This is a genomic window from Yunchengibacter salinarum (assembly GCF_037658235.1).
GTDB classification, from domain to species: Bacteria; Pseudomonadota; Alphaproteobacteria; order Sphingomonadales; family Kordiimonadaceae; genus Yunchengibacter; species Yunchengibacter salinarum.
The window spans coordinates 179887-199326 of record NZ_JBBJLN010000006.1; the positions used below are offsets into that span (position 1 = coordinate 179887).

General features: G+C 63.3%; 19 protein-coding genes. 11 read left to right on the top strand and 8 right to left on the bottom strand.

What is annotated here, in order from left to right:
* Nucleotides 1-65: 65 nt before the first annotated feature.
* From WGH93_RS08550 to WGH93_RS08565, 4 genes are all read right to left on the bottom strand, one after another.
* Nucleotides 66-1148 (bottom strand): substrate-binding periplasmic protein, encoded by a 1083-nt coding sequence (locus WGH93_RS08550; protein WP_374764461.1) that lies wholly within the window; start codon nt 1146-1148, stop codon nt 66-68.
* A gap of 174 nt (nt 1149-1322) precedes the next feature.
* Nucleotides 1323-1865: a response regulator gene (locus tag WGH93_RS08555; protein WP_374764462.1), complete on the bottom strand. Its 543-nt coding sequence runs from the start codon at nt 1863-1865 to the stop codon at nt 1323-1325.
* Nucleotides 1866-1974: 109 nt separating this feature from the next.
* The gene (locus WGH93_RS08560; protein ID WP_374764463.1) at nt 1975-2523 is read right to left on the bottom strand and encodes a response regulator; all 549 of its coding nucleotides are present in this window, start codon (nt 2521-2523) and stop codon (nt 1975-1977) included.
* Nucleotides 2524-2673: 150 nt separating this feature from the next.
* Entirely contained in the window at nt 2674-3708 is a 1035-nt protein-coding gene (locus WGH93_RS08565; protein WP_374764464.1) for a bifunctional riboflavin kinase/FAD synthetase, read from the bottom strand.
* Between the two features lie 405 nt (nt 3709-4113).
* Here WGH93_RS08565 and WGH93_RS08570 point away from each other — a divergent pair, with 405 nt between their 5' ends.
* Nucleotides 4114-4500: a response regulator gene (locus tag WGH93_RS08570; protein WP_374764465.1), complete on the top strand. Its 387-nt coding sequence runs from the start codon at nt 4114-4116 to the stop codon at nt 4498-4500.
* Nucleotides 4500-5597 carry a protein phosphatase CheZ gene (locus WGH93_RS08575; RefSeq protein WP_374764466.1) on the top strand — a complete coding sequence of 366 codons (1098 nt, stop codon included), beginning with the start codon at nt 4500-4502 and terminating at the stop codon, nt 5595-5597. The genes WGH93_RS08570 and WGH93_RS08575 overlap by 1 nt, the downstream gene beginning before the upstream one ends.
* 108 nt (nt 5598-5705) lie before the next feature.
* On the opposite strand, the gene WGH93_RS08580 is transcribed toward WGH93_RS08575, so the two are convergent.
* Both WGH93_RS08580 and WGH93_RS08585 read right to left on the bottom strand, forming a co-directional pair.
* A complete protein-coding gene (locus WGH93_RS08580; RefSeq protein ID WP_374764467.1) occupies nt 5706-6614 on the bottom strand; it encodes a TIGR01459 family HAD-type hydrolase in 909 nt (302 codons plus the stop codon).
* Nucleotides 6615-6722: 108 nt separating this feature from the next.
* A complete protein-coding gene (locus WGH93_RS08585) occupies nt 6723-8123 on the bottom strand; it encodes an EAL domain-containing protein (RefSeq protein WP_374764468.1) in 1401 nt (466 codons plus the stop codon).
* 210 nt (nt 8124-8333) lie between these two features.
* Between WGH93_RS08585 and WGH93_RS08590 the strand changes: the two genes are divergently transcribed.
* From WGH93_RS08590 to WGH93_RS08600, 3 genes are all read left to right on the top strand, one after another.
* Nucleotides 8334-9110: a DUF748 domain-containing protein gene (locus tag WGH93_RS08590; protein WP_374764469.1), complete on the top strand. Its 777-nt coding sequence runs from the start codon at nt 8334-8336 to the stop codon at nt 9108-9110.
* 129 nt (nt 9111-9239) lie between these two features.
* Nucleotides 9240-9536 carry an SCP2 sterol-binding domain-containing protein gene (locus WGH93_RS08595; RefSeq protein ID WP_374764470.1) on the top strand — a complete coding sequence of 99 codons (297 nt, stop codon included), beginning with the start codon at nt 9240-9242 and terminating at the stop codon, nt 9534-9536.
* 9 nt (nt 9537-9545) lie between these two features.
* On the top strand, nt 9546-10115 hold the full coding sequence (locus WGH93_RS08600; RefSeq protein ID WP_374764471.1) for a hypothetical protein: 570 nt from the start codon (nt 9546-9548) through the stop codon (nt 10113-10115).
* Nucleotides 10116-10246: 131 nt separating this feature from the next.
* Here the strand turns inward: WGH93_RS08600 and WGH93_RS08605 are convergent, their stop codons facing one another.
* Entirely contained in the window at nt 10247-10909 is a 663-nt protein-coding gene (locus tag WGH93_RS08605; protein WP_374764472.1) for a hypothetical protein, read from the bottom strand.
* Nucleotides 10910-11114: 205 nt separating this feature from the next.
* On the opposite strand from WGH93_RS08605, the gene WGH93_RS08610 reads away from it, so the two are divergent.
* The 6 genes from WGH93_RS08610 (at nt 11115) to WGH93_RS08635 (ending at nt 18752) form a co-directional block, all read left to right on the top strand.
* Nucleotides 11115-12077 (top strand): hypothetical protein, encoded by a 963-nt coding sequence (locus WGH93_RS08610; RefSeq protein WP_374764473.1) that lies wholly within the window; start codon nt 11115-11117, stop codon nt 12075-12077.
* Nucleotides 12078-12207: 130 nt separating this feature from the next.
* Nucleotides 12208-12576, top strand: coding sequence for a hypothetical protein (locus tag WGH93_RS08615; protein ID WP_374764474.1), 369 nt, complete (start codon nt 12208-12210; stop codon nt 12574-12576).
* A 258-nt stretch (nt 12577-12834) separates the two neighbouring features.
* Nucleotides 12835-13974 (top strand): acyl-CoA dehydrogenase family protein, encoded by a 1140-nt coding sequence (locus WGH93_RS08620; protein ID WP_374764475.1) that lies wholly within the window; start codon nt 12835-12837, stop codon nt 13972-13974.
* 103 nt (nt 13975-14077) lie between these two features.
* On the top strand, nt 14078-14257 hold the full coding sequence (locus WGH93_RS08625; RefSeq protein WP_374764476.1) for a hypothetical protein: 180 nt from the start codon (nt 14078-14080) through the stop codon (nt 14255-14257).
* Nucleotides 14258-14468: 211 nt separating this feature from the next.
* Nucleotides 14469-17054 (top strand): TonB-dependent receptor plug domain-containing protein, encoded by a 2586-nt coding sequence (locus tag WGH93_RS08630; RefSeq protein ID WP_374764477.1) that lies wholly within the window; start codon nt 14469-14471, stop codon nt 17052-17054.
* 87 nt (nt 17055-17141) lie between these two features.
* Nucleotides 17142-18752: a SulP family inorganic anion transporter gene (locus WGH93_RS08635; RefSeq protein WP_374764478.1), complete on the top strand. Its 1611-nt coding sequence runs from the start codon at nt 17142-17144 to the stop codon at nt 18750-18752.
* Between the two features lie 246 nt (nt 18753-18998).
* Here WGH93_RS08635 and WGH93_RS08640 read toward each other — a convergent pair whose 3' ends face one another.
* Nucleotides 18999-19391 (bottom strand): hypothetical protein, encoded by a 393-nt coding sequence (locus WGH93_RS08640; RefSeq protein WP_374764479.1) that lies wholly within the window; start codon nt 19389-19391, stop codon nt 18999-19001.
* Nucleotides 19392-19440: the final 49 nt, after the last annotated feature.

Below are 19440 nucleotides of genomic sequence, written 5' to 3' on the forward strand. Positions count from 1 at the left end.
GCTGTCGAGACACTGGCGAGACACTGGCGAGATACCGGCCTGATACTGGCGGCACGCTTTCCGCGCTATTCCAGCCGACCGCGCAGACTTTGGGGATGTTCCAGCATGATGCTCTGTTCGTCGTCCGGTTCACGCGCAACGGAAAAACCCGCGCTGGCCTGGCGCGCCATCACGGAACGGGCCTGCCCTTCGGGATAAATCTCAAGGTGGCGGGCAAGCAGGCGCCCATAACGCCCGCTGTCATTCAGCCGCTTCAACCCGGCCTCAAACAGCGCTCTGGCCTTGCGACCGCGAGGGCTGTCCGCGAACAGCACATGGCTGGTGCCTTCAAAGTTCGCCTCCGGCGGCAGATGGAAAGGCACAATATCCCGCACGCGCTTGTCGGCCATACCGCGCTTTGAAAGCTGATCCAGCGTATAAAAGCCCAGCAGGTCGGTGGCGTGCACGAAATCCACCCTCTGGCGCAGCAGCAGGCGGAAACAACTGCGCATGGTGGCGGGCCGTTCCAGTTTCAGCACATCCCGCTCCACCAGGGAACCTATGCCGCCCGGCACGGTCCAGCCAAGGGGCAGGCACAGGCGCCGCGCCTCCCCGTCGCCCGCCACCAGGTCGGACAGGGAATCGGCACCGGCCACCCGCGCGCGGCGGGCAAACAGGGCCCAACTGTTCTGGAAGAAGGAGCGGGAAACCAGAAAGCGCTTCGCCCGATCCGGGTCCTGCCCCCAGGCATAGGTAGCCACGCCCTTGCCCTGTTCCACCAGTCGGGTCGCCCGCTTCCAGGGAACGGAGCGGATCACCACCTCCACATCACTGGCGGCAAAGGCGGAGCGCACAATATCGGTATAAACGCCGCCACGGGGCATGGACCGCGCGATATAGGGCGGAAAATCCATATTGGTGTAGAGCACCACCGGCCCGTCAATGGACGGCATATCGGACGAGGCGTCGGCAGAGGTTTTTGACGGGGCTGCCAGCGGCTCATCCGCCGAGACGGGAACAGGAAAGACCCCGGCCAGAAACACCGCCAGCACCAAAGCGACGATCAAGAACAGGGTGAGACCCGGCGCAAAAAACCGCCCGGATCGCGGCACGCCCGGCTTTCCGCCTGCGCCGCACGCATACAGGCAAGCCGCATTTGTGCCAGTCATGATGCCTCTCCCGGCCCGATCACTCAAAACCATATGCACGACCGGCCCACCCGACCGACCAAAGCAGGCGCGAATTTTACCCAAGGTGAAAACACAAACAACCGACCCTGCAATAAATTTTTAGTGATCTTGCGCCGCGCTTGTCGAAACGGGCACTCATGCCCCCACAATGCCCTACTCCCCCCCGTTCAGCAGGAGCTGGCGCAGGCGACTGGGGGGAATCTGCTCCGGCGGGTCGCTGCGGCGCTCCTCTGTTTCGGCGCTCTCATCCTTGCGGCGGCGGCAGGGCCCCACATAACTCTGCGCCAGAATGAAGGGGCGCAGCCCTTTCCAGCAGGCCGTCACATGGCGCACCACATCGCCGCCCGACAGGGGCTGGACACACACATGGTTCACGCCCGCATTGATGGCGGCCATCACATCTTCCCGCCGGGGGGAGCGAAACGCCATCAGGATCGGCGCATAGCCGATGGGCGGGTCCTGCATTCTGAGAAAGCGGGCAAATTCCACGCCGCCACTGTCGGGAAACACGTCTTCCATGAAGACCATGTTGAAATTGCGGGAAGCCATTTGTTCCCGCGCCTCCTTGTGATTCGCCGCAACAATGGGCTGTGGTGTCCCGGCGGCCTTCAGCGCCTCCTTGACGCCGTCCGCCACCTGAAGGCCATCCATGGCCACCAGAACCCGCAACCGCTTGAAAAGCGCGCTTTCGTCCATGGGCTCTCCGAAATACTATCGGGGTCACGTCGCACCGCGGCCCTTTCCCTGTGGCCCAGTTTACCAAACCCGTTCCCACTTGTATATGCAAGCCCTGAATCCCGCGGAATCAAAGGGTTCTGGCGTAGCGGGCAAGGGCGGCGCGCACCCGATCCGGGGAAATCAGACCCTGCTGATGACGGCGCCTCTCCCGTTCCTCCGGCCCTTCATTGTGCCAGCGGCGGCACGGGCCGAAATAGGCATCACAGTTCACGAAGGGCGCCATGTTGGTCCAGGTCTGTCGAATGTGGGTCAAGGCGTCATTGGCCGAAAGGGGCATCCCCACGACCCGGTTCACCCCGGCATTGCGGGCGGCCATCACCTTGTCCCGTGTGGGGCTGTGAAGCGCCATGATGATCGGCACATAGGCCATCACGCCCTGGCCCCGGCGCACCCGGTGAACCAGCTCCAGCCCCATTTCGCCGTCCAGCCTGTCTTCCACCACCAGAAAGGTGATCTTTTCATCCACCAGAACACGACGGGCCTGTGAAAAGCCGGAAACGGAGACCGCGTATTCAGCACCGCCGCGGCGGGCGGCATCCCGAAGGCTTTCCGCTGTGGAGGTGTTTTCCAGTGCAAACAGTGCCCTGATATCCGCAATAGGGTTGGTGGCCAACATGGCGATACTCCCGTTCTGACGCCCATATGCCTTTTATTACCAGGGGCCGGGCACCAGTAATCAATACATGGATACAATTATGTCTATTACCGGGCCGGGCACATCAGCAAAGTCGCCCCATCACCGAATTGTCAGCTTGCGCACCGGGCCTCAAAGCTGGCGGGCGCAGGGGTGCGGATGGGGGAACAGCGACAGATAGCTGTCCAGCGTGGGCGGGGTCAGATGCGAACGGGCGTTTTCCGGCTCGGCCAGCACGATGCTGGCCACCCGGCAGTCACGGGTGATCTGCGCCTTCAGCGAGTCCAGGCCGTCAAAGGTCTGCTCGCCGCGCAGAAACGACACCAGTTCCACCCGCACATGATGGTCGTAAAGATCCCGATGGCATTCAAACAGGTGGGCTTCAAGCAGCACATCCCGCTTGTCGAACGTGGGACGGCGCCCGATATTGGCCACGCCGCCAAATATCCGCGACAGACCGTCCACATGCACGCGCACCGCATAAACACCAAGTCGCGGCAACAGGGAATCGGCCAGTTCCACATTGGCGGTGGGGAAGCCGATGGTGCGGCCACGCCGGTCGCCGCTGACCACCTTGCCATTGATCGACCACCAGTGCCCCAGCAGGGCCGCCGCCTTGCGCGCCTCGCCGCGGGCAAGGGCTGTGCGCACCAGGGTGGATGAATAGACCTCGCCCGCATAGCCTTCCAGCCCCACCGTCACAGGCCGTATGACGCTCAGGCCGAAGCCTTCCATCTCGCCCATCCAGGCCAGCACATCCGTGCCCCCGCCCCGGCCCCGGCCAAAACGGTAGTCATAGCCCACGAACACATGCAGCGCGCCCAGCGCGTTCAACAGGATCTGATGCACGAAATCCTGCGCGGACGTGGCCGCCAGCGTCTCGTCGAACGGCAGGATCAGCAACTGATCCACACCGAAGGATTCCAGCAGTTGAACCCGCTCCCGGAACGGGGTGAGCCGGAAAGGCTCACTGTCGGGCTTGAAATAGCGCACGGGGTGGGGTTCGGTCACCACCACGGTCAGGGGCACGCGCATGTCACGGGCTAGCCTGCCCGCTTCGCCGATCACCACCTGATGGCCACGGTGCAGACCATCGAAGTTGCCCAGCGCCACCACACTGCCCCGCGCGGTGGCCGGTATCTCACCGGGATGCCTGAACAGTTCCATAAATCGCCCTCTCCCGGCGCCATCCGGATCGCGGTCGATCCCTTGTCATCCTGGTTCCGGCTCATACACCATTGCGCGCGGCGCTCCAAACCCTTCCCGGCACACAAAGGGAATTATGCCCCGGCCCGCACAGGCTTAACACTTTGTTTATGACCCGCACCTACACTGTGGCTTCTTCCCGCCAGGGGATCGCTGCGGGGCAGGACGAACCGGTCATGGGCTTAAAATGATTGCACTCTGATAATCAGGGATTATAGGGTGTGACCAGGATTGCTCTAGCGACGGTCGCCGCCGCAGTTACGGGGCTGAACTGACCGGGACTTAAACAAACGCGCAAGGCCGACGGCGTGGGGCCACCCGCCAGACGGTGACACTGACTGATTTATTGCTGAGGGTATTGGACATATGGCCGTTGACATGAATATGCCGGTTCTGATCGTCGACGATTACAAGACCATGCTTCGGATCGTTCGGAACCTGTTGAAACAACTGGGCTTCAACAATGTGGATGAAGCCACCGATGGCGCCCAGGCGCTGGAAAAGGCCCGCACCAAGTCCTATGGGCTGATCATATCCGACTGGAACATGGAGCCGATGACCGGCTATGAGTTCCTGAAGGAAGTGCGGGCCGACAACCAGCTCAAGGATACGCCCTTCATCATGGTCACGGCGGAATCCAAGACAGACAATGTGATCGCCGCCAAGAAAGCGGGCGTAAACAACTATATCGTCAAGCCGTTCAACGCTGCGACTCTGAAGCAGAAAATGACCGCTGTTCTAGGGGAATTCTAATGCTCTCCGACGAGCTACCAAAGCAGATAGAGCTGCTGGTAGACAATCTGCGCAAGCAAAACAGCGCCAATTTCTCTCTGACGGACGTGGCCTCGGTGACCGAAGTGCTGATCGGCACCATGCAGGCTTATTTCAAGTCGGTGGATACCAGTATCTACCGGGAATGTCGCTCGCTCAGCGACTATATCTCCAATGCGCGGGAAGAGATCGCCGCGCTCCAGCCGGGGGACGAGGGAAACTCCCGCATCCCCCGCGCCGGAATGGAGCTGGATGCCATTGTTCAGCAAACGGAAGAAGCCACCAACACCATCATGGAATGCGCCGAAGAGATGATGGCGCTGGACCCGGACGACCACGAAGCCTATCAGGCCGCCGTCCAGGACAATGTGATGAAGATATTCGAAGCCTGCTCCTTCCAGGACATCACCGGGCAGCGCATTTCGAAGGTGGTGGAAACCCTGTCCCATATCGAACAACGGGTTCTCGGCCTGCGCAGTCTGCTCGGCATCACCGATGAGGATATCGAGCGCGCCCACTCCCAGAATGACGAAGTGGATGAGGACAAGGCGCTGCTGTCCGGCCCGGCGCTCGAAGGCGAAGGCATCGACCAGAGCGCGGTGGACGACCTGATCGGCACTGGTGCGGATAAGGGCGGCGGAGACAAAAGCAAGGAAGACAAGGCCGCGGCCCCGGCGCCGGAACCACCAAAAGCGGAAAAACCTGCCCCGAAGCCAGCGGCGAAACCTGCGGAAAAACCGAAGCCACAGGCCGCCGAGCCGGCAAAGCCGGAACCGCCGAAGAAAGTCTCCCCCAAGCAGCTCGATTCCATGTTTAAGGAAGACTTCGACCCCACCGCGACCGGAAGCGGGAAAGACTCAGGGGATGAGGGCGACAGCGCTGCGACGCAATCGGACCAGTCCGCCCCCGCCGACGCCGACAAGGCCGACAAAGCCGACAAGGACACCACCCAAAAGGACGAGGCCAAGAAGGACGAGTCCAAAAAGGCGGCGCCCAAGGGTGGCGGCAAGGACGATGACGGGGATCTGCCAGCGGGGGAAGACATCTCGCAGGACGATATTGACGCCCTGTTCGGGTAAGCCCCGCCCAACTGGCCCATACACTGCCCCACACACAGCCCTGCCCGCGCCCGCCTTCCCCGCAAAAGGGAGCGCCACGCTTGGGGCCGCCTCAGGCGGCCATGCCCCTCACCAGCGCAACCGATGAATCATGCCGTCCGGCCTGACGGTGGCATCGGGGAAATGGCACGCAAAAGCCGCGCCGTCCAGAAAGGCGCGCTTTGCCCGCCCGGTCTGATCGAACAGATCAAGGGGGCGCACATCATCCCGGTGCAGACCGCCACAGACCATCAGGCTGCGCATCCCCGCCGCGCGCGCGCCCGCCACGTCGGTTCTCAGGCTGTCCCCCACCATCAGGACGCGGCCCGGCGCCAGCCCGGTCAGCCCGGCGGCATCCAGGCAGGCCATCAGGGCTTCCGGGCGCGGCTTCCCGAACCAGAGCGTGGTTCCGCCCATTTCTTCATACAGATCCCCCACCGCCCCGGCGCACAGGATCAGGCGATCCCCTTCATGCACAAGTCGATCCGGGTTGGTGCACAGCAGCGGTACGCCCCGCGCACAGGCATCGGCCAGATGGCTGCGGTGGTCCTCCAGCGGCATGGCATCCAGATCGGTGGCGAGAATCACCTCCGCCGCCTCCATGCTGGACACTTGCTGAATCGGCAGGCCGTCAATGGTGTCCTGATCGCTGTCCGGCCCCATGTGATACAGCCGCGCGCCATGATAGCGTTCCCGTACCACATCACGGGCCAGCGCCCCGGACGACAGCACCAGATCGGCCAGCGACGGGTTCAGCCCCATGGCCAGAAGATGATCCCGCACCTGCCAGCGCGGGCGCGGCGCATTGGTCAGAAACACGGTGGCGATATTGCGCGCACGGGCGGCCTCCAGCGCTTCGGCGGCGCCGGAGGTCAGGCGAATGCCGTCATGCAACACGCCCCAAAGGTCAGAGATGACCAGATCGGTATTGTCCAGGGCGGATTGCAGGCTGTCGTGCAGTGCAATGGCGCCTTCCGGCGGGTCTGAAGTTTCGGGCATGATACACTATCCGGCAATGACGGGCGGCGGGTGCCGCCCCGACTGTTGAAAAAGAACTATCCTGCAAAAAGGGGGTGGAACGGAACCGGTGGGGGCACAGGCCCCCGATCACAGGCCGCGCCCAAGCACCTTGTTCACGGCCCGCGGTTCGCTGAAGAAGTAGCCCTGCGCCAGTTCCACCTCACCGTCAAGCACCTGCTTGAGATGCGCGTCGGTCTCCAGCCGGGCGGCGATCAGTTCCATGCCATGGCCGCGCAAATGGCCTTTCAGCATGGGAATCTCGCCCGGATTATAGGCGCTAAGCAAGGCATCCACATCGGGCTTGATGAAGCGGAACCCCTGACGCCCCAGCGCCGCGGCATCCAGATCCATATCGCGCACGCCATCCATGGAGAAATCGAACCCCTTGCGGGACATGCGGCGAATCTGCTCGCGGATGTCATCGCCCAGCGCGGCATAATCGGCCTGCGAAATTTCAAAGGCCAGCCGACCGACAAATTCATCATTGGCGATCATGAAATCCACGAACTGGGGGAAAAATTCCTTATCGGTCAGGGAATAGCGCGACAGATTGCAGAAAAAACGGGCCTTCACCTGCCGCTTGCCCAGCTTGCGCACAAGTTGAATGATTCGGAACAACAGCAGATTGTCCAGCGTTCCCACCAGGCCGCTTTCCTCCGCCACCGCCATATACTGGCGCGGCAGGGTGATGAAGCCGTCCGCGTCCCGGATGCGGGAAAAACATTCATAGTGCTTGTCGCGCCGCCCCGGCAGTTCCACAATGGGTTGCAGATACAGGTCGATGCGGTTTTCGCTGAGCGAACTCTTGATCACGGACAGCAGCTTTTCCGGGTCCCGGATCAGGCGGATGGGGGGCATCCCTTCGGGCCGCACCAGGGGCGGCGTCGCCTGGCTGTCCCCGTGTTCGATCTCGCTGTCCAGATACTCGTCCTCCCGGTCCCGCACCGGCCCGGTGCTTTCGGCTTCGTCATCCTGCACCATGGCCGCTTCCTCAGGCGTCAGGGACAATGGTTCGTCACCGGCATCCTCAGCCGACGGCTCTTGCGCCGCCGGGGCACCCCCCGCCCCCATGGCAGGGGGAGCCGCGGGGGCCGCCGCCTCCCGCTCGGCCAGTTCGGCTTCCTTGCGGCTCACCTGATCCAGCAGCGTTTCCAGCATTTTCAATTCCGCCTTCACATGATCGGAATGGGCCAGCCCCTGCTCCTCCATGCGGGCGGTGTGGCGCCGGGTCCGCTCCAGTTCGCCGCGCAGGGCGCGCACCCGTTCTTCCAGCCGGTCCAGCCGACTTTCCTGATCATGCCCCCGCTGCCGCTCCGCCACCATCAGGGTCAGCCAGACCTGCGCCAGCCAGGTAGCGAGGAAAATCACCGCCCCGCCCAGCGCCGCGAAATAGGGGTCCGCCCCGCCGAGGCGCGGTGTCAACACGGCCACCGCCAGCCCCACAAGGGCGTAACTGATAATCAACAGGAATTGCACCAAAGGCGCCATGCTCTACCCCCGAACTGCCTGTATCCGCGCTCCCGGTACGCGGGACGCACCCCCGCCGGGACCATGTGAAGCCCCATGCTTGCACAAGCGGGAAGAAAGGTTAAGCCCGGCTTTTGTTCAGTCGCTCGCGGGTGTATGATGCTGGCACGGAACCCTTGCCCGCCGCGGCGCCGCACGGCCCCATGCGGGCAAAGCATCACATGGGGGAACATGATGAAAATTCTGGTACGCCTCGGCCTCGGCCTGGTGGCCGTTCTGGTCATCCTGGTGGGGATCGCCTTTTACCAACTGGACAGCATCGTCGCCAAAGGCATCAATGAATATGGCGACGATGTGGTCAAGACGGACATGGGCGTGGAAAGCGTTTCCATCAGCCCCTTCAGCGGCACGGCGGACCTGAAAGGGTTCTATATCAACCAGCCGCAAGGCTTCGGGGACAGCGCCATGATCGCGGTGGACCGCTTTTCCACCGCGCTGCGCCCGCGCACCGTGTTCAGCGACCATATCATCTTTGACAGCATGACCGTGGCAACGCCGCAGCTTTCCCTGCTGCGCCAGGGCGGGGAAACCAATTTCCAGGCTTTCCAGAAAGCCCTGGGCCCGACGGATGAAAGCGAGCCCGCCACCATCACGCTGACCATCAAGACCCTGACCATAGAGACCCCGAAACTGGATGTGAAACTGGATGCGCCCGTGGCGGTGGACAAGACGGTAACGCTGGAAAGCTTCACCCTCACCGATCTGGGCACGGACGAAAAGGGCCTCGCCCCGCGGGAGATTGCCCGGCACGTCATGGATGCTCTGCAACCCCAGATCGCGCGGGCCCTGGTGGAAATGGGCGTGCGCGACAAGGTTGAAGGCAAACTGAAGGACGAGGTGAAGGGCCTGCGCGAAAAGATGGAAGGCAAGCTGGAAGGGGCCATCGGCAAGCTCAAGAACAAGGGCCGCCTGCCCGGCAGCGAAAAAGACGACGGCGGCGGCAATTAAGCGATTGACCGCCGGGCCTGCCTTCGGCCTATGCTGTGGCCGACCCGACCCACCGGTCGGGACGACCAAAAGGCGGGCCTGGGCGCCAGCCATCATGACCACATGGACACCAGCGAGGGAGGCTGAGGCATGACACTTGACGAAATCACCAATGAAATGAAGGAAAAAGTCGGTGATCATTCGCCGCTCAGCGCCGTGATCACGTTCGATTTCGGCGATGACGGCGTGATACGGATCGACGGCAAATCCAGCCCCACCGTGGTGGACAATGAAGACAGCGAGGCGGACTGCCGGGTCAAGGTCACGCTGGAGGATTTCAAACAGATCGCCAGCGGCGACCTGAACCCGCAAATGGCCTTCATGTCCGGCAAGATCAAGGTGGAAGGCGACATGAGCCTCGCCATGCAGCTTAACAGCCTGCTTTAAGGGGCGGCCATGCTGGATCGCCTCAGGTCAGTTATCATCTGGCTCTCCTTCGGTGTCCTGTTACTGGGCGCCGCGGGCTATCTGTTCGTGCTGATGGGCAAGGGGGACAGCCTGGTGGACGATTCCGCCGGCACCCTGGCACCGGTGGACTTCAAAACGCTCAGCCGCAGCGACGAGGTGACCGGGTTCCTGATGTGCCCGGCGGACCTGTGCCGCAATGCCCTGGCGGAAGCGGATGCGCCGCTGCTTGGCGCAACGCCCCGCGTGGTGCGGCTGGCGGTGGCCGACTATGCGGACCAGAGCCCCGTCGTCTCCCTGCGCGCCATGGACCCGGCAAAAGGGCGCTTCACCTATCTGGAAAAAATGCCCGGTGCCTCCCACCCCGCCGTGATGGAACTGTGGGTTCGCCCGCTTGACCCGAACAATGACCAACCGGATGCGAGCACACTGGGCAAAGCGACCATGCTGGTGGTGTACAGCTATGACCCGCTGGGCAAGGAAAGCCGGGCGGACGCCCGCGACCGGGCCATGCGCTGGGTGGAGTCCATCAAGGAAACCATTGAAACGGGCCGCCGCTGACGGGACCGCCCCGCTTCCACCGGCCAGCATCCACTGACAAGCGTCCACTAGCGCACCAGATCAGGCGCGGTCTTGAATAAGGTAACGGTCTCGGAAAAGCCAAGGGGCCGGGATCAGGCAGACAACCGGGATCAGGCAGCGGACAGGGCCGGGCTTTCCTGCGCCGCCAGCATGGTCGCGCGGGTGGCCGCCACATCGGGATTGTCCGCATTCGCCTCCAGGCGCGCCGTACCGCGCGCCGCATCAACTGTGTTGCCGCCCTGAGGCGCGCCGGTGCCGCCATCAGCCGCGCCGCGTGCGGTCATCCCACCAAGGCCCGCCATATTGGATCGCCGGGCCAGGTTGACCGCCTTTACACTGTCCGCCGCGGCGGCATAGCCTTCAAGGGCGCGCTCCACCTGATCGGGCGCCGGATTGCTGGCGCGCACCATGGCTTCCTGTGTCTGCACCTCCGCCAGTGTGAAAAGCGCCGCACCGTTCAGCCGGAACAGGCCCGCCGCCACAGCGCCGTTTTCCGCCGATCCGGCAACCTGCCCGCCCTCGTCCCGCGTGCCGCGCTGGGGCGCGCCTGCACCGCGCTGAAACCCCTGCCCGCCGGTGACGCCGCGCGCCGCGGGCTGAAACGCGCCTGGCGCGGCAAACCCGGAACCTGCGGGCATGTGTCGTGTGAAACGGCTTTGCGTGGTGGGGTCCATGGCGCGCACGCCCGCCCCCGCACGCCCGTCCGCCCTGGCATGGTCTCGTAGCGGCGCAGCACCCGCACCCTGTATGGCAGCCTGAGTGGTCACTTCCACACCCGTTCATTTCACCCGGTACCAGTCTAACCAGAATCAGACGCGCCGTCCACGCCTGACGAACGGTGACGGGGTTATGTGCTTTGGGGCTGGTAAAGCGGGGTACCCCTGTGCTAGGCCGTGCAACGAATGAGAAGGCGCCCTGCGTCATGCGTGACCATGGCCGCCCGGTGGGTGCCGGCGGCCCAGATCGGACAGTAATCCCATGGATAACAACACTCTGGCCATTTATGTGCACGAACTTCGCAATCAGTGCCTGCACACCAAGATTTCCTTCGACCTGTTCAATCAGGCCCTGTCCAACCAGGCATCCGCCGGAATCCTGTATGGCGGCCAGATGGCGCTTTTGCAGGCCAGCCTGATCGGCGGCCTGCTCTGGCCGACGCGGGCACGCGCCCGCAAGCGCGGCGAAACCCTGCGCAAATACATGAACCTGCCGGAAAAGCACCCGCTCAATGACCGGCGCCTGATCGAAGTGTTCGAGCGCAATGACGAAAAGACCGAAGAATGGATCGCCGAGACCAAGGGCAAGCAGACCGTTTTCGATTTTGTCGGCGATCCCGCTGCCATCGCGCAGGAAGAACTGACGGAACGCAATTTCTTCCGCGCCTATGATCCGCAGCGCAAAACCTATTATTATCGCGGCACCGGCTATAATATGGATGGCATCGCCAAGGCGGTCAGCGACCTGTCCGGGCGCACCTTCCAGCTTTATCGCCAGCTTTTCCCCGAACAGGCCAAGCGGGAAGAAGAAGCCGCGCGCCAGCAACAGGCGCAACAGCAGGCCCAGCAGGCCGGGCAACAGACCAGTCAGGCGCCCGCCGCCAACGACCCGGCAGCCGCCGCCTTTGCCGGGGACAATCCCGCGGCAGCGGATTTCGGTGCTCCGCTGGGCGCGGAACTGGCCAGCGACCCCGTGAGCCAGGACCCGGTGCAACCGCCGGAAGGCGCACCGGCACCGGTTGATCTGGGCGGCGATGACAGCGCGGCGACGGCTGAGGCGACAACCCCTGAGACAGCACCCCCTGAGGCGGCAACCTCTGAGACCGCAAAGAAGGCCACGGCCAAGACCGGTGCCAAATCCGCTGCGAAGTCTTCTGGCAAGGCGGCGGGCAAAACTGCCGCCAAATCCACGGGGAAAGCCGGCGCCAAGGCGGACAAGAGCTGACCTGCCAGGGCGAACAAGGCCGCCGGCACGGTCTTGAACCCCCGCCGGTGGCGCTTTATATTTGGCCCACTGCCCGGCACCGTAGCAGGCCGGGTTACAGGATGTGATCGCAGCGAAGGACAGCCCGACCATGATTGCACAGCCCAAGGCACTTCTGCTCGCCCTGCTCGCCGGGGGGCTTGCCCTGTCGGCCAGCCCGGCTGAGGCCCGCGTATGCGGGGAACCGCCGCTGGACGGCCCGGTCATTCCCGATGGCGCCAAGGCGGATGTGGACGCCATGCAACAGGCGCGGGATGAGTTGCTCAGCTATTCCGAAAGCGTGGATGCCTATCTTTCCTGCATGGATGAACGCAGCAGCGACCTGTTACCCTATCTGAGCAAGGAACAGCAGAACCGCTGGCGGGAGGATCTGAACCGCCTGCACGAGACACGGCGCGATCTTCAGATCAGCTTCAATGAGGAAATCCGCGAATATCGCCGCCTGCAACAAAAGAAATAGGCCGCGGGCAGATCCATCCCATTTGAGAAAACCCGGCCCTGGCCGGGTTTTTTTGTGCCCCGATGGCGGTGCGCAAAAGGGGTGCAACGGGGCGGGCCCCGGGCGGGCGACAGGCGGGGAACCTGCACGGGGACTGGCGGGGCGCGCACCGCATCACTGGACTATCGGGTCCAGAAATGTTGACCCCGGCATCTCCACCCCTCATCATCGGCCCGGAGGGACACCCCCGCCGGGGGCGCCAAGGGAGGAATCGGGACCATGCTGGCCAAACGCCCCGTCTATGACGAGGAACATCACATATTCCGCGACAGCGTGCGGAAATTCTTTCAAAGCGAAGCAACGCCCCATCGGGACGCCTGGTCGAAAGCGGGCCAGGTACCGCGCGGTTTCTGGAACAAGATGGGTCAGGCGGGCCTGCTCTGCCCGCAACTGCCGGAAGAATGGGGCGGCGTGGGCGGTGACTATCGCCTGAACTGCGTCATCAACGAGGAACAGGCCTATAACCGGGCGGGCGGCGCGGCCATTGCCGTTCATTCCGACATTGTGGCCCCCTATATCCTGCATTATGGCAGCGAAACGCAGAAAAAGGCCCTGCTGCCCCGCATGGTCAGCGGTGAGATGGTGGGCGCCATCGCCATGACGGAACCCGGCACGGGCAGCGACCTGCAAGCCATCCGCACCACGGCGCGGGAGGACGGCGACGATTTCATCCTCAACGGGGCCAAAACCTTCATTTCCAACGGTCAGAATTGCGATTTCGTCATTGTGGTGGCGAAAACCGAGCCGGAAGGCGGCGCCAAAGGCACCAGCCTTATCGTGGTGGAAGCGGATCGCAACGGCTTCCGCCGCGGGCGCAATCTGGACAAGATCGGTATGCATTCCAGCGACACTTCCGAGCTGTTCTTCGACGATGTGCGCGTGCCGAAGGACAATCTGCTCGGCCAGAAAAACGCGGGCTTCATGTATCTGATGCAGGAACTGCCGCAGGAACGGCTGTCCATCGCGGTGATCGCCATGGCGGGCGCACAGCGCGCCTTCGACATCACCCTGGCCTATTGCAAGGAACGCGAAGCCTTTGGCCGCCCGATCGCCAAATTCCAGAACACGCGCTTCAAACTGGCGGAAATGAAAACGGAAATCGATGTGGGCTGGGCCTATACGGATCAATGCATCAGCCGCCTGATCGCGGGCGATCTGGATGCCGTGGGCGGCGCCGAGGCGAAGCTGTTTTGCAGCGAACTTCAGGGCCGGGTCGCCGATAGCTGCCTGCAACTGCACGGCGGCTATGGCTTCATGAGCGAATACGAGATCGCCCATCATTTCACCGATGCCCGCGTGCAGCGCATCTATGGCGGCACGTCGGAGATCATGAAGGAACTGATTGGCCGTTCCCTGTAGGCGGGATTCCCAGGTCTTGCACCGGGGGGATTGAACGGGCACAACATCGCCGTCAACACCCGCCCGCTCCGGCAACGGCACGGGCCATCAGGGAGGCTTTGAAATGGCACGACAAAAGGTCACGCTTCAGGCCGGTTTTGGTCGCGGTACGTTTTATTGGGTCACGGAAGTGGACGCGGAGTCCGAAGACGAAGCCGTGATGGCCGCGGAAAACCTGTTCATGGCGGAACTGGAAAAAGGCCATGAATGGGAGTTCGAGGACTTCGTGGTCGAACCCGCCTGACAGCCCCGCCGCCGCGCCAGCTACACCACCGGCCCCGATGGCGCGCCGTCGGGGCTTTTTCTGTGTCCGGCGGGCAACAGGTACGCCGGGAAGCTCCTTGCCCCGCTGGAAAAACGATAAAAAAATTTCCAATTCAGGGGCAAATAAGTCAGATCATTATTCCATGCGAATGACACTGCGTCACGATTTCGAAGACATCAGGAGACTCCCCATGCCACGATTGATCCATTTGAAACATGCCACCGCCCTGACCGCGGGGATTCTGGCCTCGGCCCATGCGGGTCTTATGGGGTCCGCCGCCACGGCCCAGGATAGCGAGCTGGACACGGCCTCGGACATGGTGATGGAAACCGTTGTGGTCACCGGCACCCGCCGCACCGACCGCACCCTGCTGGAATCGCCGGTGCCGGTGGATGTGCTGTCCAATTCGGACCTGACCAATCAGGGCTTCACCGAAACCAATCAGGTGCTGAACCGGCTGGTGCCCAGCTTCAACTTCCCGCAGCCCAGCATCACGGACGGCACGGACCATGTGCGCCCGGCCACCCTGCGCGGCCTGTCGCCGGATCACACCCTGGTGCTGATCAATGGCAAGCGCCGCCATCAGAGCGCGCTGCTGAATGTGAACGGCTCCGTTGGCCGGGGCTCCAGCGCGGTGGACATGAACATGATCCCCACCACCGCCATTCAGCGCATTGAAGTGCTGCGCGACGGGGCCGCCGCCCAATACGGGTCTGACGCCATCGCCGGCGTGATCAATGTGCGCCTGCTGGAACGGCGGGAGGGCGGCACGATCACCGCCACCTATGGTCAGCACGCCACCACGCTTGACGGTGTGTCGGATATCAATGGCGTGGTCACGGACGCGGACGGCCTGCCGGTGCTGGACGATCGCGGCAATATCCAGTTGGACACCACCGGCAAGGACCGCACCGCCAATGATGGCGAGACCCTGACCATTGCGGGCAATATCGGCTTTGGCCTGGGGGATGAGGGCTTTATCAGCTTTGCCGCCGAATATCGGGACCGCAACCCCACCAATCGCGCCGGGTTCGACCCCAGGGTGCAGTTCGGGCTGAACGACGACGGCAGCTTTGTCAATCCGGGCGGCGAAGTGGGCTTTGACCGGCTCAATCACCGCTTCGGCAACAGCGCGGTGGAAGACCTGAGCGTCTTCATGAACGCCGCCGCGCCGATCACCGACACGCTGGAATTCTATGCCTTTGGCAGCCTCGGCGTGCGGGACGGTGAAAGCGCGGGCTTCTTCCGCCGCGCCAGCGACAGCCGCAATGTGCCGGAAATCAACCCGCAGGGCTTTCTGCCCCTCATCACGTCGGAAGTGAACGACTATTCGCTCGCCGCCGGTGTGCGGGGGGATGTGGGCGGCTGGAACAGCGATCTCAGCCTGGTCTGGGGGCAGGATGAATTCCGCTTCGGGGTCGAAAACAGCCTCAACACCTCGCTCGGCCCCACCAGCCCCACGGAATTTGACGCGGGCGGCACCGAATTCCGCCAGATCGTCGCCAATCTTGACCTTCAGCGCACCTTCGACATGGCCGGGCTCGCCACGCCGCTGTCGGTGGCCTTCGGCTTCGAGCTGCGCGACGAGCAATATGAAGTGAAAGCGGGGGAGCCCGCCTCCTTCGTGCAGGGGGATTTCCCCGGCGCACCGGGCAGCCAGGTGTTCCCCGGCTTCCAGCCCTCCAATGAAGTGACCGGCAACCGGGACAGCGTGGCCGCCTATGTGGAGCTGGATGCCGATATCGTGGACGGCTGGAACGTTTCCGTCGCGGGCCGCTTCGAGGATTATTCCGACTTCGGCTCCACCCTCAACGGCAAGCTGGCCAGCCGCTATGCCGTCACTGACTGGGCCGCCCTGCGCGGTGCCATCGCCACCGGCTTCAGGGCACCCGGCCTGCAACAGCAGTTCTTCACCGCCACATCCACCAACTTCATTGACGGCATCCCCAACGAGGTGGGCACATTTGCCGTGGGCAGCGATGTGGCCCAGACGCTGGGGGCCAGCGAACTGGACAATGAAGAAAGCCTGAGCCTGTCCGCCGGGCTGGTGCTCACCCCCGTGGAGGGCCTGTCCGTCACGATCGATTATTACAATATTGATCTGGACGACCGGGTGGTGCTGACGGAGAACCTGCCCTCAAGCGTGGTGGTGCCAATTCTGCAAGCCAATGGCATTGAAGGCGTGCAACGCGCGCGCTTCTTCATCAACGGCATCGACACCACCACCGAAGGGCTGGATATCGTCGCCAATTATCAGACCGAACTGGGCGAGGCGGGCAATCTGACGCTCACCGCGGGCTTCAACGCCAATGACACCACCATCGACCGGGTGATCGCCGCACCGGGGCCGCTGGCCATTGCGGGCATCACGGGGGAAGACCTGTTCAGCCGCCGGGAGCAGCTCCGCTTCGAGGAAGGCCAGCCGGAGACCAAGCTCAACCTGCGCGCCAACTGGCAGTGGGAAGCACTGGGCATCACCCTGGCCACCACGCGCTATGGCAAGGCGCTGGACCCCGGCAGCACCGCCGTGACGGATGAACTCCTGTCCGCCAAATGGATCACCGATCTGGATGTGCGCTATGATGTGAGCGAGAACGTCACCCTGTCCGTGGGCGCCAACAATGTGTTCGATGTGTTCCCGGACACCTCCCCCACCGGCGCACGGCCCGACGGGGGGAACTTCTCCACCTTCAACGAGATTTTCCCCTTCTCCAACTTCTCGCCCTTCGGCTTTAACGGACGATACCTTTATGCCCGTGTGCGCGTGGACTGGTAAGACTTCTTATTGCATCGCAGCATAAAAGCTGTACAAGAGCGGGCTTCATGAAAGGCCCGCTCTTTTTGTGTGAAAGGAAGTTCCCCCGTGTCCCGATCCCTGCTTGCCGCGCTCGTTGATCGCCTGCCCCTTGGCGGTGACACAAATCCCGACCGAATCCGCTTCACCCCGGATCGGATCAAGACGGAACTGCTGTCGGGGCTGACCGTGGCGCTGGCGCTGGTGCCGGAAGCGGTGGCCTTTTCCTTCGTGGCGGGCGTGCATCCGCTGGTGGGGCTCTATGCCGCCTTCATCGTGGGGCTGGTCACCGCCATTCTGGGCGGCCAGCCGGGCATGATTTCCGGCGCCACCGGGGCGCTGGCGGTGGTGATGGTATCGCTGGTGGCCACCCACGGCGTGGAATATCTGTTTGCCACCGTGGTGCTGATGGGCCTGATACAGATCGCCGCCGGTGTGTTCCGGCTGGGCAAGTTCATCAGGCTGGTGCCGCACCCGGTCATGCTGGGCTTTGTCAACGGCCTGGCCATCGTGATCTTCCTCGCCCAGCTCAGTCAGTTTCAGGTGCCGGACGGCGGCGGCGGCGCACAGTGGATGGGCGGCGGACAACTGGCCACAATGCTGGGGCTGGTGGTGCTGACCATGGGAATCATCTGGCTGACCCCGCGCCTGACCAAAGTGGTGCCAGCGCCGCTGGTGGGCATCCTTGTGGTGGCCGCCGTGGTGATTGGCTTCGGCATCAATGTGCCGCGCGTGGGGGATCTGGCCTCCATCAAGGGTGGGCTGCCGCTGCTGCACATTCCCGAAGTGCCGCTTAATCTGGAAACCCTGACCATCATCGCCCCTTATGCCGTTATTCTGGCGGCCATCGGGCTGATCGAAAGCCTGCTCACGCTCAATCTGGTGGCGGAAACCACCGGCAAGAAGGGCGGCGCCTCGCGGGAATGCGTGGCGCAGGGGCTGGCCAATGGCGTTACCGGCTTTTTCGGCGGCATGGGCGGTTGCGCCATGATCGGGCAAAGCATCATCAATGTGGAATCCGGTGGCCGAACGCGCCTGTCCGGCATTGCCGCAGCCCTGTTTCTGCTGACCTTCGTGGTGGTGGGGTCCGGCCTGATCGAGCAGATTCCGCTGGCCGCGCTGGTGGGCGTGATGTTCATGGTGGTGCTGGGCACCTTTGCCTGGCGCTCGCTGCTGATTCTGCGCCGCATCCCCGCCACCGATGCCCTGGTGATGATCCTGGTCACGGTGGTGACCGTGCTGACCGACCTGGCCATTGCCGTGGTGGTGGGTGTGATCGTCTCGGCCCTGACCTATAGCTGGAACAATGCCCGCCGCATCCATGCCCGCACCCGGTTTCTGGACGACGGCAGCAAGGTCTATGAAATCGACGGGCCGTTGTTTTTCGGGTCCACCGAAGGCTTTGCCGAGGTGTTCACACCGGATGCGGACCCGGATCGGGTGATCGTGGACTTCGAGACCAGCCGCGTGGTGGACCAAAGCGCGCTTCAGGCGATCGAGGACCTGGCCGCCAAATATGAAAGCCGGGGCAAGACCCTGCAACTGCGCCACCTGACACATGACTGCCACCGCCTGCTGAACCGGGCGGGCCAACTGATGGTGGACGCGGATGACGACCCGGATTATGGCCTGGCCGTGGATTATGACGTGCGCGTGGGCCAATTGGGCAGCGGCCACTAACAGCCACCCCCACCAACGCCGCTTCTACCGGTGCTGCTCACGGCAGCGCCGGAGGCCACAAGCTTGGCCCGCCGGGAGTCCGGCGCCCCCGCGGAGCGCACGCGACAGCGTGCCTGCGTGAGCGAAAAGGAGCCCCTACCGGTGCTGCTCACGGCAGCGCCGGAGGCCACGACCGTGGCCCGCCGGTAGTCCGGCGCCCATTTGGAGCCGGGCGCGGAGCGCCAAGGCGTGAAATCAAACCGAGTCTTAAAACCGCTCGTGGGTAAGGTCCTGAAGTCGCCCGGCAAGGTCATTGCCTTTGGAACTGCGCGTCAGGTTGGTCTTGTCGATCAGGCCAAGCGCGCCGGTAAGCAGGTTGCGGTTGATTTCGCTGTCCCGCCACGCGCTGCGCTGGGCCGGCGAAAAACTGCGCGGATGATGGCCGAGCAGGCGCTGTGTTTCGGCGAAATGCCTGTCATCGCGGGCATCGGCCACGCGGGTCATGGCCAGTTCCGCAATGGGCTGCCCCGGCCCGTAGGCTTTCTGCACCAGGGCAGCGGCATCATCACTGTCATTGGCCTGGGCACTGATGGGGGCGATACTCAAAACAGCGCCGATCGTTGCGGCAATCGGCATAAGGCGTTTGGTGAAATGGATCATGATATCGCTCCTCTTGTTTCGAGAAACAATATGCCCGTCAAACGCGATG